General features: G+C 62.4%; 11 protein-coding genes and 1 pseudogene. 4 read left to right on the forward strand and 8 right to left on the reverse strand.

The features are described from left to right. Nucleotides 1-172: 172 nt before the first annotated feature. From NKH59_RS03555 to NKH59_RS03585, 7 genes and pseudogenes are all read right to left on the reverse strand, one after another. Nucleotides 173-897: pseudogene (locus NKH59_RS03555) on the reverse strand (Gfo/Idh/MocA family protein); the annotation flags it as partial. 24 nt (nucleotides 898-921) lie between these two features. Beyond that, the gene (locus tag NKH59_RS03560; RefSeq protein ID WP_352470490.1) at nucleotides 922-1,242 is read right to left on the reverse strand and encodes a putative quinol monooxygenase; all 321 of its coding nucleotides are present in this window, start codon (nucleotides 1,240-1,242) and stop codon (nucleotides 922-924) included. 1 nt (nucleotide 1,243) lies between these two features. Beyond that, nucleotides 1,244-2,215, reverse strand: a complete 972-nt coding sequence (locus tag NKH59_RS03565; protein WP_352470491.1) for an ABC transporter permease — start codon at nucleotides 2,213-2,215, stop codon at nucleotides 1,244-1,246. After that, nucleotides 2,205-3,791, reverse strand: a complete 1,587-nt coding sequence (locus NKH59_RS03570) for a sugar ABC transporter ATP-binding protein (protein WP_353020945.1) — start codon at nucleotides 3,789-3,791, stop codon at nucleotides 2,205-2,207. The genes NKH59_RS03565 and NKH59_RS03570 overlap by 11 nt, the downstream gene beginning before the upstream one ends. Further along, nucleotides 3,788-4,957: a levoglucosan dehydrogenase gene (locus NKH59_RS03575; RefSeq protein WP_353020946.1), complete on the reverse strand. Its 1,170-nt coding sequence runs from the start codon at nucleotides 4,955-4,957 to the stop codon at nucleotides 3,788-3,790. Before NKH59_RS03575 ends, NKH59_RS03570 begins: the two co-directional genes overlap by 4 nt. 62 nt (nucleotides 4,958-5,019) lie before the next feature. Next, entirely contained in the window at nucleotides 5,020-6,141 is a 1,122-nt protein-coding gene (locus NKH59_RS03580; RefSeq protein WP_353020949.1) for a substrate-binding domain-containing protein, read from the reverse strand. 41 nt (nucleotides 6,142-6,182) lie between these two features. After that, nucleotides 6,183-7,010, reverse strand: coding sequence for a sugar phosphate isomerase/epimerase family protein (locus NKH59_RS03585; RefSeq protein ID WP_352470497.1), 828 nt, complete (start codon nucleotides 7,008-7,010; stop codon nucleotides 6,183-6,185). Nucleotides 7,011-7,362: 352 nt separating this feature from the next. On the opposite strand from NKH59_RS03585, the gene NKH59_RS03590 reads away from it, so the two are divergent. Together NKH59_RS03590 and NKH59_RS03595 are read left to right on the forward strand one after the other, a co-directional pair. Continuing rightward, nucleotides 7,363-8,721: an ROK family protein gene (locus NKH59_RS03590; protein WP_352997916.1), complete on the forward strand. Its 1,359-nt coding sequence runs from the start codon at nucleotides 7,363-7,365 to the stop codon at nucleotides 8,719-8,721. Nucleotides 8,722-8,770: 49 nt separating this feature from the next. Continuing rightward, nucleotides 8,771-9,784 carry a substrate-binding domain-containing protein gene (locus NKH59_RS03595; RefSeq protein ID WP_352540051.1) on the forward strand — a complete coding sequence of 338 codons (1,014 nt, stop codon included), beginning with the start codon at nucleotides 8,771-8,773 and terminating at the stop codon, nucleotides 9,782-9,784. A gap of 685 nt (nucleotides 9,785-10,469) precedes the next feature. On the opposite strand, the gene NKH59_RS03600 is transcribed toward NKH59_RS03595, so the two are convergent. Continuing rightward, complete coding sequence (locus NKH59_RS03600; protein WP_353020951.1) at nucleotides 10,470-12,056, reverse strand: serine hydrolase; 1,587 nt, start codon at nucleotides 12,054-12,056, stop codon at nucleotides 10,470-10,472. A gap of 1,125 nt (nucleotides 12,057-13,181) precedes the next feature. Between NKH59_RS03600 and NKH59_RS03605 the strand changes: the two genes are divergently transcribed. Together NKH59_RS03605 and NKH59_RS03610 are read left to right on the forward strand one after the other, a co-directional pair. After that, nucleotides 13,182-13,391: a hypothetical protein gene (locus NKH59_RS03605; protein WP_352993700.1), complete on the forward strand. Its 210-nt coding sequence runs from the start codon at nucleotides 13,182-13,184 to the stop codon at nucleotides 13,389-13,391. A 75-nt stretch (nucleotides 13,392-13,466) separates the two neighbouring features. Beyond that, nucleotides 13,467-14,021: an Lcl C-terminal domain-containing protein gene (locus NKH59_RS03610; protein ID WP_353020954.1), complete on the forward strand. Its 555-nt coding sequence runs from the start codon at nucleotides 13,467-13,469 to the stop codon at nucleotides 14,019-14,021. Nucleotides 14,022-14,258 lie beyond the last annotated feature (237 nt).

Here is a 14,258-nt window from a genome sequence, read left to right on the forward strand (position 1 = left end):
CGCGTCTCCTTCGTGAACGCTGGGCAAACGAACCCGGCGATTTGGCCGTGAACCCATAAACGACGGGGTGGAGTATCTCAGTTTGTTTTCGGCCCTCGACACCTACACAGCCGAGCGGCCGACCATGTCCGTCGCAGCGGGCGTGGAGCTTGGTGGTGAAGCCGCTTGGCCGGGCCACCTGGCTTGCCCAGATCATTCCCTTGGCCGGATGCGACCCGCCGACCGGCTTGAAGCGCAGCAGCACATTGATGTTGTCGTCGAGCAGCCTCCCCGGCACGAAGGCATCGAGATCGGCCGACAACGAATCGAGCTCCAGCCCGGAGACGAAACGGGCAAGGTTATAGGCATGCGTGCCGATATCGCCCAGCGCACCGCCGGCACCCGCCTGCTTCGGGTCAGAGCGCCACGCAGCCTGCTTCTGGCCGGTGGCGGCCAGGTCTTCGGTCAGCCAGTCCTGCGGATATTCCGACTGCACGATGCGGATATCGCCGAGCTGTCCCTTGGCCCACTATCTCGCGTGTAGTTATGAACACCTTGCCGGCCTTTTCGACCAGCGCCGCCAGCCTCTTTGCCTCGGCCAGCGTCGTCGCCAGTGGCTTGTCGCAGATGACGTGGATGCCGGCCCCGAGAAAAGCCTTGGCAGCCGGCACGTGCACATTGTTCGGCGTGACGATGGCCACCACCTCAATGCCGTCCTGCCGCTTGGCCTCCGCCTTTGGCCATGTTGGCACAGGAGCCGTAGCTGCGTGTCGGATCCAGCCCAAGCTCGGCCGCCGAGGCCTTGGCGCGCTTCGGATTCGATGACAGAGCGCCGGCGACCAGCACGAACTCGTTGTCCATACGCGCCGGGATACCGTGCACCGCGCCGACAAAGGCGCCTTGTCCGCCGCCGATCATGCCATAGCGGATCGGGCAAAGCGATCAGTCATGGGTTTGCTTTGCAATATGACTCAGCATGACGAAGCGACGGACATCGACCGGCCGTGCGACGAGATCATCGAGGCGCCCGAACAGCGGCTTCAGATGCGGCATCGCCAGATGCCGGTTGAGGTCGTCCTTCGAGCGCCAGTTCTCGTAGAACATGAACACGCATGGGTCGACCGGGTCGACATGGAGGTCGTAGTTGATGCACCCGTCCTCGACCCGCGTCGGCTCGACGAAACTCGACAGGATTTTTTGCAGTTCCTCGCGGGTTTCGGGTTTGGCGACGACGGTGCCGATGACCGTGTAAGGGACCATCATCTCATTTTCTTCCTTGGCTAAGGGCGACGGCAAGAATGATGATAGCGCCGCGTGCGATCAGTTGTTGGCTGAACTCCAGCCCCATGAGGATCAGGCCATTGTTGATGAGACCGATCATCAGCGCGCCGACAATCGTGCCGATCACCGTGCCGGAACCGCCGAACAGGCTGGTGCCGCCAAGGACCGCCCCGGCGATGACCGACAACTCGTCGCCTTGGCCGAGCTGGAAGCGTCCGGATTGCAGCCGCCCTGCATAGAGCATGCCGGCCAGCGCCGCCGCCATGGCCGAGATGATGAGGACGCGGAATTTGATCGACTTGGTGTCGATGCCGGAATAGCGCGCCGCGATCTCGCCGCCACCGGTGGCCAGCACGCGCCGGCCGAAGCTCGTTCGCCTCAGCACGACATGGCCGACAGCGCCCAGCACGAGCATCCAGATCAGCAGCACCGGCACCGGTCCGACATTGCCGCCGCCAAAAATCCAGGAATAGCTCTTCGAGATGATCGGTACCGCAGCCGTATCGCTGATCCACATGGCTGTGCCCGTGGCGATGCCCATCGTGGCCAGCGTGGTGAGGAACGACGGTATGCCGATCCGCGTTGTCAAAAGGCCGTTGAAGGTTCCGACGAGGGCGCCGGTGGCGAGCCCCGCCAACACACCGGTGAGCGGTCCTCCAGCGTCAATCGCCATCGCTGTCGTCACGGAGGCCAGCCCGGCCACGGCGCCAACGGAAAGGTCGATCTCGCCGGCCGAAAGCACGTAGGTCATGGCCGTCGCCATAACCGCGATCATCGCCGTCTGGCGCACGATGTTGAGCAGATTGTTGGGATTGAGAAAGCCCTTGTCGAACAGCGTGGTCGCGAAAATGATGAAGATGATCACGAAGCCGATATAGATGATGTTCTGCCGCCAATTGGTGAGGCCGAGCCTCGCCGTGAGCGAGGGTGCGGATGCGCTGGCACTAGTGGACATGTGTCCCTCCCTGGCTTTTGGTCAGAGCGTTCTGGATGACGATCTGCAGCTTGCGCTCGGCGGCCTGCAACTGCGCGACCGGATCGTCTTTTGGCGCCGACGGATCGTCGAGATCGGCACGGCTGATATCGTCCATGACACGCCCATCCGAGATAACGAGGATGCGGTCGCAGGCGGACAGCATCTCGGACAGCTCGGAGGAGATCATGACGATTGCCTTGCCGGCCTTGGCGAGCTCGCGAACCAGCATGATTATTTCCGACTTCGAGCCGATATCGATGCCGGAAGTCGGCTCGTCGAGGACAAGGATTTCCGGCTCGGTCGAAAGCCATTTGCCAATGACGACCTTCTGCTGGTTACCGCCCGAAAGCGTACGCACCGCGCTGTCGCGCGACGCGGTCTTGACCCGCAGTTTTGCGACCTGATCGTCGGTCACGTCGCGCACCTTTTTGTTCGACACGAACGTGTTGCTGCTCAACCGGTCGAGCACGGCGAGCGTCATGTTGGAGGCGACCGAATGGTCGGCGATGACGCCTTGGCGCAGCCGATCCTCCGGCACCAGCGCCACGCCGGCCTCGATAGCATCACTTGGCCTCGTGATCACCACCGGCTTGCCGGCGATGCGGATCTCGCCTTCGATGATCGGGTCGATGCCGGCGATGACGCGCGCGATCGCCGAACGACCGGAGCCGAGCAGGCCGGCAAGGCCGACAACCTCGCCACTGTGGACGACGATGCTGGCATTCCTGGGCTTCAGCGCTCCCGAAACATTCTCGAGCTCAAGCAGTGGCTTGCCGATACTCGATTCACCGCGCACCACATCCGACAGGCCACGCGAGCGTTTGCCGACGATGTGCTCGATCATCGCTTCGATCGGTAATTCCGACAGCGGTGCCGTGATGACGTGGCGGCCATCGCGCAGGATGGTGGCGCGGTCGGCGATGCGGGCGATCTCGTCCATACGATGCGAGACATAGATGATGGCGACACCTTCCGATCTCAGCTTGCGCAGGAAGGCAAACAGCCGCTCGACATCGGATACCGCGAGCGCCGTCGACGGCTCGTCGAGCACCAGCACCTTGGCGTTCTGCGAGATCGCCTTGACGATCTCGGTCAGTTGCCGCTGGCCGGCGCCCAGATTGCCGACCATCGCCTTTGGATCGACCTCAACCTTGAGCATGTCGAACAGGTCCCCGGCGCGCTTCTCGGCGGTGCGGTCATCGATCAGGCCGAATGGGCCCTTGGCTTCGCGGGTAAGAAACACGTTCTGTGCCACCGTCAGCGTCGGTATCAGGCTCATTTCCTGAAAAATCATCGCGATACCCGCCCGGCGCGAGGCCTCGGGCGAGATCTCTGTCAATGGCTTGCCGTCAACCAGAATGGTGCCGGTGTCCGGCACATGCACGCCGTTCAGCACTTTCAGAATAGTCGACTTGCCGGCACCATTTCCGCCCAGCAGCGCGTGGATTTCGCCCTTCTCTACCTGCAGGTCGACGTCGACCAGCGCCTTGACGCCGCCGAAAGATTTGGTGACGCCCTTCATTTCCACCGCATGAACAGGCGCCGCACTATTCATGACCGCACTGTGGTCCACAGCCCGGATTCACCGGATTCGATCAGCGCGTCGGCGACGCGCTCGGTCTTATAGCCATCCTCGAAATTGGGTGAAGGCTGCTTGCCCGAGGCGATGGCCGAGAAGAAATCGAAACACTCGACGATCTTGGTTTCGGAATAGCCAATGCCGAGCGCCGGGATTGGCCACAGGCCTGCCCCATAAGGGTGCGCCGGACCGGAATAGACAGTCCTGAAGCCGCGCGCATCGGCAGGATCATCGGCAAACATCACCTGCAATTCGTCGCGCCGTTCGTAGTTGAAAGCAATCGAGCCCTTGGTGCCGTGGATCTCGAAGGTGATGAAATTGTTGCGGCCATAGGCGTTTCGGGTGGCCTCGAGCGAGCCGATCGCGCCGTCGGCGAATTTCAGCAGTGTCACCACCTCGTCGTCGACATCGACCTCGGCCCACGCGGCGCCGGTGTTCTTCTCGGCTGCCCCCAGCCTGTCGAGATTGCCGCGCTGGATCGGCCGCGTCTTGTTGTAGGTGCGCACCAGCGCGCTGACCTCGGCGATCTCGCCAACCAGGTAGCGGGCAAGATCGACGACGTGGGTGCCGATATCGCCGATAGAGCCCGAGCCGGCGATCTTCTTCTGGAAGCGCCAAGACAGAGGCGAATCCGGATCGGCTGACCAGTCCTGCAGATATGTGCCGCGGAAGTTCAGGATCTTGCCGATCCGCCCCTCCTCTATGTACTGGCGGGCGAGCGCCACGGCCGGTGTGCGCCGGTAGTTGAAGGCGACCATGTGGATGACGCCGGCCTTCTTCACCGCGTCGAGCATGGTCTTTGCCTCGTCGCCGCCGCGCGCCAGCGGCTTTTCGCAGATAATATGCTTGCCGGCTTCCGCCGCCGCGATCGCGATCGCCGCATGGCTGTCGTTCGGCGTGACGATGTCGACGACGTCGATATCGGGCCGCTTCACCACCGCCCGCCAGTCTGAAGACGATTCCTCGAAACCGTAGCGGCGACGCCCTTCGTCGGCCAGCGCGTCGGTGACGTCAACCACCACCTTGCGCACGGGAATGGCGGGCGCCGGCCAGAAGAACATCGGCATCGCCGCATAGGCAAGCGCATGGGCCTTGCCCATGAAGCCGCCGCCGATCATCGCCACGTTGAGCGTCCGGGTCATGATAGTCTCCTGTGGAACTGAAGTGGAGCGGCCGGCAGGGAGTGCGCCGGCCGTAGGGTGCGCTACATGCTGCCCTTGATCTTGTCGGTCGCCTCGGCGTGGTAGACGGCCTTCCAGCCCTCGAGCAGCGTGTCCTTGGTGACCGGGAGCGCCGGCAGGGCGACGAAGGCCGGAGCCGCCTTACCGAGCAGGCCGTAGCCGGCGAGCAGGGCTTCAGTGACGCCCTGGTCGAACGGACGCTGGGCGCCCAGGCCCTTGACGAAGCCGCCGTTCGCCATGTTGATGGCGACGTTCTCACCAAGGTCGCAAGTGGTGATGACGAGGTCGTCGCGACCGGCGGTGCGCGCCGCCGAGATGACGCCTTCGGCCGGCACGTCCCACACCGCCCAGATGCCGTTGATGGTCGGGTGAGAGGTGAGGATCGCCGAGGCCGCCTTGTCGGCGTCGCCGGTGAAGTCCGGCCCGCCAATGCCTTGTTCGGCGACGATCTTGATGTCGGGATAGTTGTCGGCGATCGTCTTCTTGAAGCCGTCATAGCGCTGCTTGGTGACGAAGAAGTCGGCGGCGTGGAAGACGAGGCCAATGTCGCCCTTGCCGCCCAGCGCCTTGGCCATCAGATGCGCCGCCGCGACACCATTGCCGTAATTGTCGGCGGATACGATGGAGACGTAGTCCTTGCCGGCGACAAAGCCGGTCGGCACATTGTCCATGAACACCAGTTTCACGCCCTTGTCGGCGACAGCCTTGTAGGCGGAGGCGGTTGCCGACGGATCGGTCGGGATTGAAACGATAATCTTGGGGTTCTGCGCCATCACCGTTTCGAGGTCGGCGACCTGCTTTTCCGGTTTGAAGCCGGAATCGGTGGTGGCGATCACCTCGATGCCCATCTTGCCGAACTGGTCCTTGAGCCCGGCGATCTGCGCGCGCGACCAGTCATTGCCCCCATAGTGCATGACGATCGCCGCCGTCGCCTTCATGTCCTTGATCTTTGCCAGTTCTTCGTCCGTCAGTTTGACGGATGCCGCCGACGCCGGGGTTTCGCCGTTCGGGCCCTTGGAGAGCACCGTCTTCTGCAATTCAGCCAGCGCCGAATCCGGGTCGGCGAAGGCGGGGGCTGCGGTGTAGAGGCCAGTGGCCAGCAGTGCGCCTGTGAAAGCTCCGGCTATTGTCTTGAAACGTGTCATTTAGGTCTCCTCCCTGTGACAGGCGCGCTATGCCCGTCGGTTCAACTCGGCCCTATGGCCTTCTTCAGATAGCTCATGCTCAGTTCCGCCCCTTGCCTGGGGTCGGGCCAGGCGTCGAGTTCGGTAGCGATCCAGCCGGAATATCCGGTGTCCTTGAGCGCTTTGACGATGGGCGCCATGTCGAGATCTCCACGATCGAGCGGCGTGAAGGCAAAGGGCTCGCGCTGCCAGCCCTTGAGATGCACGTAGCTGATGCGGTTCCTGAATTCGCGGATCTGCGCGGCCGGATCGCCGCCTGCGGCAGCCAGATGCGCCGTGTCGGGGCAGAAATCGATTGCGGTGTGCCCAAAGACCTCGCGGACCTCGTCGGGACCTTCGACGATGGTCGACAGATGCGGATGGTAGTGCGCACGCAGGCCCGCTTTGGCCGCGATGTCGATGACCATGTCGAGTGCAGCGCCGAGGCGCTTGAAATCGTCGGGCTGGCGGCCGTTGGCGCGCTTGGCGCCGCCGCCGACGACCAGATGTTCAGCGCCGAGTTCGGCCGCTGCACCCGCCGCACGTTCGATGCGCGCCAATTCCTCGCCAAGGATATCTTCAAAGACGAAGTTGGCGCCGGAATAAGCGGCAACAAGCGCGACACCGGACTGCTTCAGTGCACTGCGCAGCACACCATAGCGGCCTTCGTAGTCCAGAAGATTGCCATCGAAGAGTTCGGTGCCAATATATCCAGCCGCGCCGATCTCGCCGATCGCCTGCTCCATGTCGCCAAAGGTGCGATAGGTTAGCTGGGTGATCGAGGTGACACCGACGGCATTGCCACCGAGCGCGCCCCAGCAATTGGCATGATAGGCCAGCTTCACCTGCATGTCGTCTCCTCCAAGCATAGCCGATTGGCAACCACGCTGCGTGTGGATCCCGGCATTATCGGCTTGAAGAGATGCCGTGACTGCCCGTGCGGCAATCCCTGTCCTTGGCGTCGGGGCGTAGGCTCTCCTCCGAACCTCGGCCGAACTTATGCGCGGCTTACACGATACGTCAACATTTAAAATGCAAAAGTTGGCAATCTTTTGCTGATAAACGACAAAAGTTGCCACTTGATCCGTAAATGAGGTCACGTTACCCATGCCAAATGGCCTGACGACAACCATTAAAGCGATCCCTTTCTCGCGCGATGGAAGACGTGATGCGCCGGATCAGGGAACGAGACGCGGCAAGGATATGGACGAGCGCAGCACCGCAGACGGAGAGACCGCCCAGCCGCGTCGTACCGCCGGCCGGCCTCGCGCCAGCGAATCCGCGCATGGCAGTCTGGCCTCGCTGCTCAACCTCGTGCGGAACGGAGTGGCGACGACCCGCCAGGAGCTGGAGAACCAGTCCGAGCTTGGACGCGCCGTCGTCACCGATCGCCTAGCAACTCTGCTTCGTATCGGGTTGATCGAGGAAGGCGAACTCGGGCCGGCGATCGGCGGACGGGCGCCGCGCCATGTTCGCTTCCGGCCGCGCATGGGCATGATCCTTGCCGCCGTACTCGATCATTCCTCGCTGGCGGTCGGCATTTCCGATCTTTCCGGCCGTCTGCTGGCGGAGCATCACGAGGCCGTGGAGCTGGCGGCGGGACCCGCGCCGGTGGTCCAACGGCTGGCGACGCTGTTTGCCTGGATGCTGGAGGAACACGGTAGCGAGGGCGGCATCTGGGGTATTGGGCTGGCCGTGCCTGGTCCGGTCGAGAAGCCTGACGGTCAGCGCCTCTTTGCCCCGGCGCTGAGCGCCTTCCAGAACTGGGATGGATTTCCTTTTGTCGAGCAGTTGGCCACGCTTGTTGGCGCACCGGTCTGGGTGCGAAGCGGCGTCCAGACGATGACAATGGGCGAGCTGAAATCGGGCAGCGGCATCGGTCTGACCGATATGATCTTCGTCAAGCTCGGACGGTCGATCAGTGCCGGTGTTGTTTCGGAAGGCGCGCTGCACCGCGGTGCCCAAGGCGCTGCCGGCATGATCGGCTACACTTTCATCGACGGTGGAAACCTCGAGGCTGTCGCCGGTAGCGAGGCGCTGGGCCGCGAGGCCCGCCAAGCAGCCGAAAGCGGCCGCAGTCCCTACCTGACCGAGGTACTGGCGCGTGCTGGCGAGGTCACCGTCACCGATGCCGGCCATGGCGCCCAGTTAGGCGACGCTTTTTGCATCGACCTGCTCGGGCGCAGCGGCCGGGCGGTTGGCGAGGTGCTGGCGCCGATGGCCAATCTGCTCAACCCCGCGCTGATAGTGCTCGGTGGCAGCGTCGCCCAGACTGGGGATATCCTGCTGGCGGCCGTGCGCGAGGCGGTCTATCGCCAGTCGCATCCGGTGGTCACGCGCGACCTGCGCATCGTGCGCTCGCAGATGGGCGGTTCGGCCGGACTGGTCGGCGCCGCGCAGGTCGTGGCCGAAGCGCTGTTCGATACGAGATTCCTGCAGGGATGGATTACGCTGGGCTCGCCACGTGAGCATCCCGAATTCAAGGATTTTCTCTCACGGGCAGCACTCGACACCAGCGCCAGGCCGGCCAAACCCCGGCCACCGGGTGGGACGCTTGCATAATATCCGCAGAATCGATCGAGCGCTGCGAGCGCCTCAGGAGGATTGAGCAATGGCAATCACCGGCCTGGGGCCGCATGGCGAACGAGCGGTTCCGGCCGACCAGGTCGGCCTGTCGGATGCGGATGCCGATGCTGCCCGCGGCCGGCACTTTTCGGTCGCCGTCGTTCTCCACACCACGATGAGCGACTGGGCCAAGGAGGAACTGGCCGGGATCGTCACCACGCTTGGCCGCTATGGCGCGGCGGTGGTCGAGGTCATCGACTGCGCCTTCGATATCGACAGGCAGATTTCCGAATTGAAGCGGCTTGCCGGCGAAGCCGTGGATGCGGTGGTTTCCATTCCGATCGGCAGCAGCCGGGCCGCCGATGACCATCGTGCCATATCGGCGGCGGGAAAGAAGCTTCTGCTACTCGACAATGCTCCCACCGGCATGCTGCCCGGCAAGGACTATGTCAGCGTCATCTCGGCCGACAATTTCGGCCTGGGCCAGATCGGCGCGGAATTGCTGGCGCCGCACGTAACCCAAGGCGGCAAGGTCGGCGTGCTGGCCTATGGCGTTGATTTTTTCGCGACCCACGAGCGCGAGATCGCCTTCCGCAAATGGATGGCAGCCCACCGGCCTGACCTTTCGCTGGTGCGCGGCAAGTTTGCCGATGTCTCTCACGCGAAGGCTGCAACCGCAGGTCTGCTGCAAGCCAATCCCGATCTTGCCGGCCTGTTCGCTGTCTGGGACGTGCCGGCGACCGGCGCCGTCGCCGCGATCCATGATGCCGGAATGGCGATCCCGATCACCACCGTCGACCTCGGCAACGATGTCGCGGCCGACCTTGCCAGTGGCGGCTTGATCAAGGGCATTGCAGCGCAACTGCCTTACGACCAGGGTGTTGCCGCCGGAATTGCCACTATTCTCGGGCTTCTCGGGCGCCAGCCGCCGCCCTGGATCGCGCTTCCCGGCCTCAGCGTAACCGCGAACAATGTCGTAGAGGCATATCAGGTCGTTTGGCGCACGCCGGCCCCCGCCGCCCTGCTGCGGGCGCGCAAGCCGCGAAAAAGCATACCTTAGCGCAAGACTGCAGAACGCAGTTTACCTGCGATGCGATCTCTGCCCGTTGCGCCTAGCGGGGCCATGAGCCCCAGCTCAAAGTTCTGCTTTTAGGAAGTCAGTTGACCCAGTAAGATCAGCAGTATTCTCAAGCCCTCGGCTTACTGCTAACGCGCCTCAATGTACGAAACTTCCCGATACAACAAACCTGATCGCCACCAAAATATATAAAGCCATATTTCAGCGTCCTCTTCGCGCTGTCGGACGCCAAAATGTCTGTCGAGATGCAACGCCGCACCGCCTCGCAAGTTGATTTGAAAGGATTTTTTCTAGAATTCCATAGCGATTTGTATCACAGTTGTACCTCAGTCCGTATCGCACGACGCGGACCTGGCCACTTTGTAAGTCGCCCTTCTTACGAGGAGCCGAAACGACATTCAGCGTTGTCGTGCTTGCGCCAAGAGCTGTTCTCGCCGAGCCAACCCCCAAGTGTCGCGTTTGTGGGCCGGGAGCCGTCGGTTGCTTCGGATCAGCGGCTGGCCAAAGCCGACGTAGCTTGTCGGAAGCTCGCGAGCAAATGCCGGCTTCCTGATTTCCACGCCCGGAAGCGAACCGTCACAAATCCGCCATCTCAGGCATCACCTTGCAGACGGCCGGTTCGCCTTTTCGACGGCATAGGGTGTATGGAGCACCCGACGCCCCACCCCTACCTCTGAAAATGCCCCAACCCGTTCTCATTGAGATAGTCCACCGTCATCACCCGCGCGCGAATGCCGCCGGAGGAACCGACGAACTTCACCGATGACAGCGAGCCGGTCGGCGCGTTTTCTCCGCGGGGCGTGAGGGCGTAGGTGTCGCCGTCCCAGTGCTCGAGCGTGAACTGCATGGGCTTGGGGCCGAGTTCGAGCATCAGCTTGTCGCCATCGGCCCGCACGGTGGCGGTGTCGAAATAGCTGCTCGTATATTGGCCCTCGTAGAAGGATGGACTGCCCGCCTTGGCGGGGTTCGTCGGCTTGACCTTGCCGGCGAGGTCGCCCACCGGCTTGTAGTAGCCCATGAACCGCGGCTTGATGTAGGGATACCAGTCGCGGGTGACCTGGCCATATTGCACGATGTCCATGAAGCTGGCGGCGACCGCCTCGGCGGCGCCGACGGGGGAGCCGTTGGTGAGCACGACGATGCCCACATCGGCCGAGGGCAAGATCTGGAAGGTGGTGCCGGCGCCGAGCAGGAAGGCGCCGGAATGGCCCATGGTGGTGCGCCCATTGGCGTTCACCGCCACATTGAAGCCATAGCCATAGGAGCTGGCCCGCGTATCGGGCGTCTCGCCGCGGTAGGTCACGCTCTGCGGTGTGATGGCGGGCTGCAGGATCTTCGGGTCGATCATGGGCTGGCCGCTATAGGTGCCGTCGCCAAGCAGCAGGATCATCCACTTGGCAAGATCCTGGGCGCTGGAGGAGACGCCGCCCGCCGGCGCCTGCTGGTCGGGGTCGCGGTCATAGAGCGGCTCGAACACATTCTCCGCCACGCGCGCATGCAGCAGGGCGCGGTTCTTGCCGGCGGCAATGAAGTCCTCGTGCCGATAGCTGCTCGAGCGCATGCCGAGCGGATCGAACAACAGGCTCTCGGCCAGCGGCTCCCAAGGCTGTTTCTCGGCGTGGGCCACTGCCTCGGCGCCGATCGTCGTGCCAAAATTGGCGTAGTGATAGGAGATGCGGAAGGGATCGAGCGGCACCATCCACAGGCTCCCGACGATCTGCTTGCGCTGGAAGCCGAGATCCTCGAGTTCGTCGCCCGCCGCCATCGGCAGGCCCGAGCGATGGGCGAAGAAATCGCCGATGGTGGCGTTGCCCGAGACATAGTCGAGATTGAGGCGAAAGCCGTCCCAGACCTTGCCGACCGGGGTATCCCAGTCGAAGCTGCGGTCCTTCGTCATGGCGATCGCGGCCACCGTGGCCGAGATCGACTTCGACACCGAGGCGACCTGGAAAATGGTGGTGCTGCTGACCTTAGAAGTGTCGTCCCGGTTGTCGCGAAGGCCATAGCCCTCGTCAAAGATCATTTTGCCGCCATGCACCACCGCCACGGCGAAGCCGGGAACGTCGGATGCTTCCTTGACTTTCTTGACGATGTCCGGCAGCGCGGCCAGCGCCTTCTCGATACCGCCGGGATACAGCTGCACAGCATCCTGCGGCGGCGATGGCCCAAGCTCCGGCACGTAGGACTGGGCGGCTGCCATGGCGGGCAGCATGGTAACCAGGGAAAGCACGACGAGAGCAGCGGCCTTGTTCATTGCATGTCCTCAAACTTGCACGGCAGATGATCGGATCATACGCGGCAAGATGAAAGATGGTTACAGCTATTTTCTACTGATATGTTTAAGTCCAAGGATCGGACAGAGACGGCGGCTGCGTGTCATGTGATTTCGGGACCTGGCGAAGTATCCGCGTTACCTACGCGCCCGGCAATTGGATGGGATTGCGCGGGAGAACGTCAACTTTCCAAGCCCGAGCGGCAAATGGCATCCGATCACCAGTTGTTCGCCAACGGGCAGGCGGCCAACCAGAAAGTCATCGAAGCCGACTATATGAGGCAGATGGCCTGTACCCAAGGGTCCTAATGGCCGAGGGGCCGGGACGCTTCGTCTTCGCCGATCCTGCCTGCCGCACGAGGCCGGAGATCGGGATAGGAACCCCTCGCGGCGCCGCCTCTCCCACACCACCCGGCATACGGATCACGTATCACGGCGGTTCGACCGGATTAAGCTTGGACAGAGACATAGAGACGGGGGAGACCGAGCGACTCGAAGTGTTGGTTGGGCAGGGCCTGTTGGACTGCCGGGTGTCCTGACATGCGCCAGAATCCCGTCGGTGAACCGGCAGCAACCGCGGCCCGGAGCTTTGGCACGCCACGACGGCGCAACTCCTTGTAGCGGTTGTGGCCGTTCCCCATTGCCGCCAAAGATACCTACGCAATCTTCGGCGGGTCCACGCTTCCAAGTTGGTAAGCACCCGCGGGGTCTGGCCTGCAGCGGTCATTCTGCTGCTTCCTGGTGTCAGGGAAACGCATAGTTTCGCATCGATCGGTGATGTGAAGCCCGACGCGCTGTTGCCGCTTTGACGCCTGCGCATCGTCCTATCGATCAGACAAGTGTCCACACGACGTAACCGGTAGCCAGTGGGTGAGGATGTCTTCGTTCACATAGGGCGTGGCCACCGTTGTCGTTCAACTATGTCAACCTTACCCCTGTAGACTTGAGACACGCGCCCTCTGCGTTGGAAAGCCATTTCCCGCTACCGCATCGCAGACTGGCCCAGCTTGATCTCAACCCTCATGCTCGCTTCCCGATCGAGATGGTCGCTCGCGTCATCAAGCTTTGTTGAATCTCGCCATCGCATGTTGCGCGGATGTGACCATTGTGAAGACCAACATCGAAAGCTTGGTCATCGGTCCGAAGATACGGACGCGTGCGGTCGAGCTTGTTCTCTGGCTCGACGGCGCAGAAACGGCCGAGGATTACTTCCAGACCAGAATTGATCGTTCGGTGTTCGGCTCGAGGATTGCTGCACGCACACACTTCGTCGGACCAAGGCCCTCGATCATCTACAAGGCAACCAGGGAAGTGTAGGAACTTTCAATTGTTCGCCGGTTCAAGTACGCTTCCGATTGCCATGTCGAACGCGCGGCCAAGGAGGAGGAAGGCATGCATCGGATCGCCACTCTTGCGACTTTCAGCATAGGGCTTGCCTTTTTTGCAACCTTATCAGCGTCACAATCCCAAGCTGCACCTTGCGGTATCGTGCACAAGCAAGCCCGCCAGCCGCTGAGTGATCAAAATTTCTGGTTGCTCGCTGAACATGACGGCAAAGCTTTCGTCGACCAACGCACTTGCCTCGTTGCCCGGCTAGACAGGCTTGATCAACCCGCAACGCTGAGCGATGCGATGGGGTACTGCGCCACGCTCGGGCAAGGCGGGCCGCACGGCGACATGGGCTGGGAGCTTCCGACGATGGCGGAACTGACGAGCCTCGATTCGGCAGACTGGCCAAGTCAGCGCGAGGCGTTCGCGCAATACAAGCTGCCGCCGCTCGCACGTAGCGAAACCGAATACTGGACCCGCACTGAATGGCCGGGCCTGGCAGGGTCCTTTGCGGTCGTTGCCTTCAGTGCCCCCACCACTCTGGTGCGTCCGCTTGAAGCGTCCAAGAAGGCAGGCGTATGGTGCGTTTTTGGGGCGCCCGCCACAGGCTTGGACTAGCTGCCTGGCAGCCCGCGCAGATTGGTTGAGGTTAGGGCCCAAGGCCAGATCGTGACCTCCCGCATTCGAACCGTGGGCGCCGCACGATGCTTGGACGGGGCCAAGAGAGCGGAAAAGACAACTCTTTACGATGCGTTAACTGCATCAACACTTAGGCACGCATTTCCGTAACGGAATGCAAAAAGCCACGTGTATCGACAGACAAACCGTTCTATCTTACTTTAGCAGTGCATTTTA

Source organism: Mesorhizobium sp. M0998, from assembly GCF_040318885.1.
Taxonomy (GTDB): Bacteria; Pseudomonadota; Alphaproteobacteria; order Rhizobiales; family Rhizobiaceae; genus Mesorhizobium.

Coding starts and splice junctions, on each gene's coding strand:
- NKH59_RS03560 (WP_352470490.1), bottom strand. CDS start 1,242: ATGATGGTCCCTTACACGGTCATCGGCACCGTCGTCGCCAAACCCGAA.
- NKH59_RS03565 (WP_352470491.1), bottom strand. CDS start 2,215: ATGTCCACTAGTGCCAGCGCATCCGCACCCTCGCTCACGGCGAGGCTC.
- NKH59_RS03570 (WP_353020945.1), bottom strand. CDS start 3,791: ATGAATAGTGCGGCGCCTGTTCATGCGGTGGAAATGAAGGGCGTCACC.
- NKH59_RS03575 (WP_353020946.1), bottom strand. CDS start 4,957: ATGACCCGGACGCTCAACGTGGCGATGATCGGCGGCGGCTTCATGGGC.
- NKH59_RS03580 (WP_353020949.1), bottom strand. CDS start 6,141: ATGACACGTTTCAAGACAATAGCCGGAGCTTTCACAGGCGCACTGCTG.
- NKH59_RS03585 (WP_352470497.1), bottom strand. CDS start 7,010: ATGCAGGTGAAGCTGGCCTATCATGCCAATTGCTGGGGCGCGCTCGGT.
- NKH59_RS03590 (WP_352997916.1), top strand. CDS start 7,363: ATGGACGAGCGCAGCACCGCAGACGGAGAGACCGCCCAGCCGCGTCGT.
- NKH59_RS03595 (WP_352540051.1), top strand. CDS start 8,771: ATGGCAATCACCGGCCTGGGGCCGCATGGCGAACGAGCGGTTCCGGCC.
- NKH59_RS03600 (WP_353020951.1), bottom strand. CDS start 12,056: ATGAACAAGGCCGCTGCTCTCGTCGTGCTTTCCCTGGTTACCATGCTG.
- NKH59_RS03610 (WP_353020954.1), top strand. CDS start 13,467: ATGCATCGGATCGCCACTCTTGCGACTTTCAGCATAGGGCTTGCCTTT.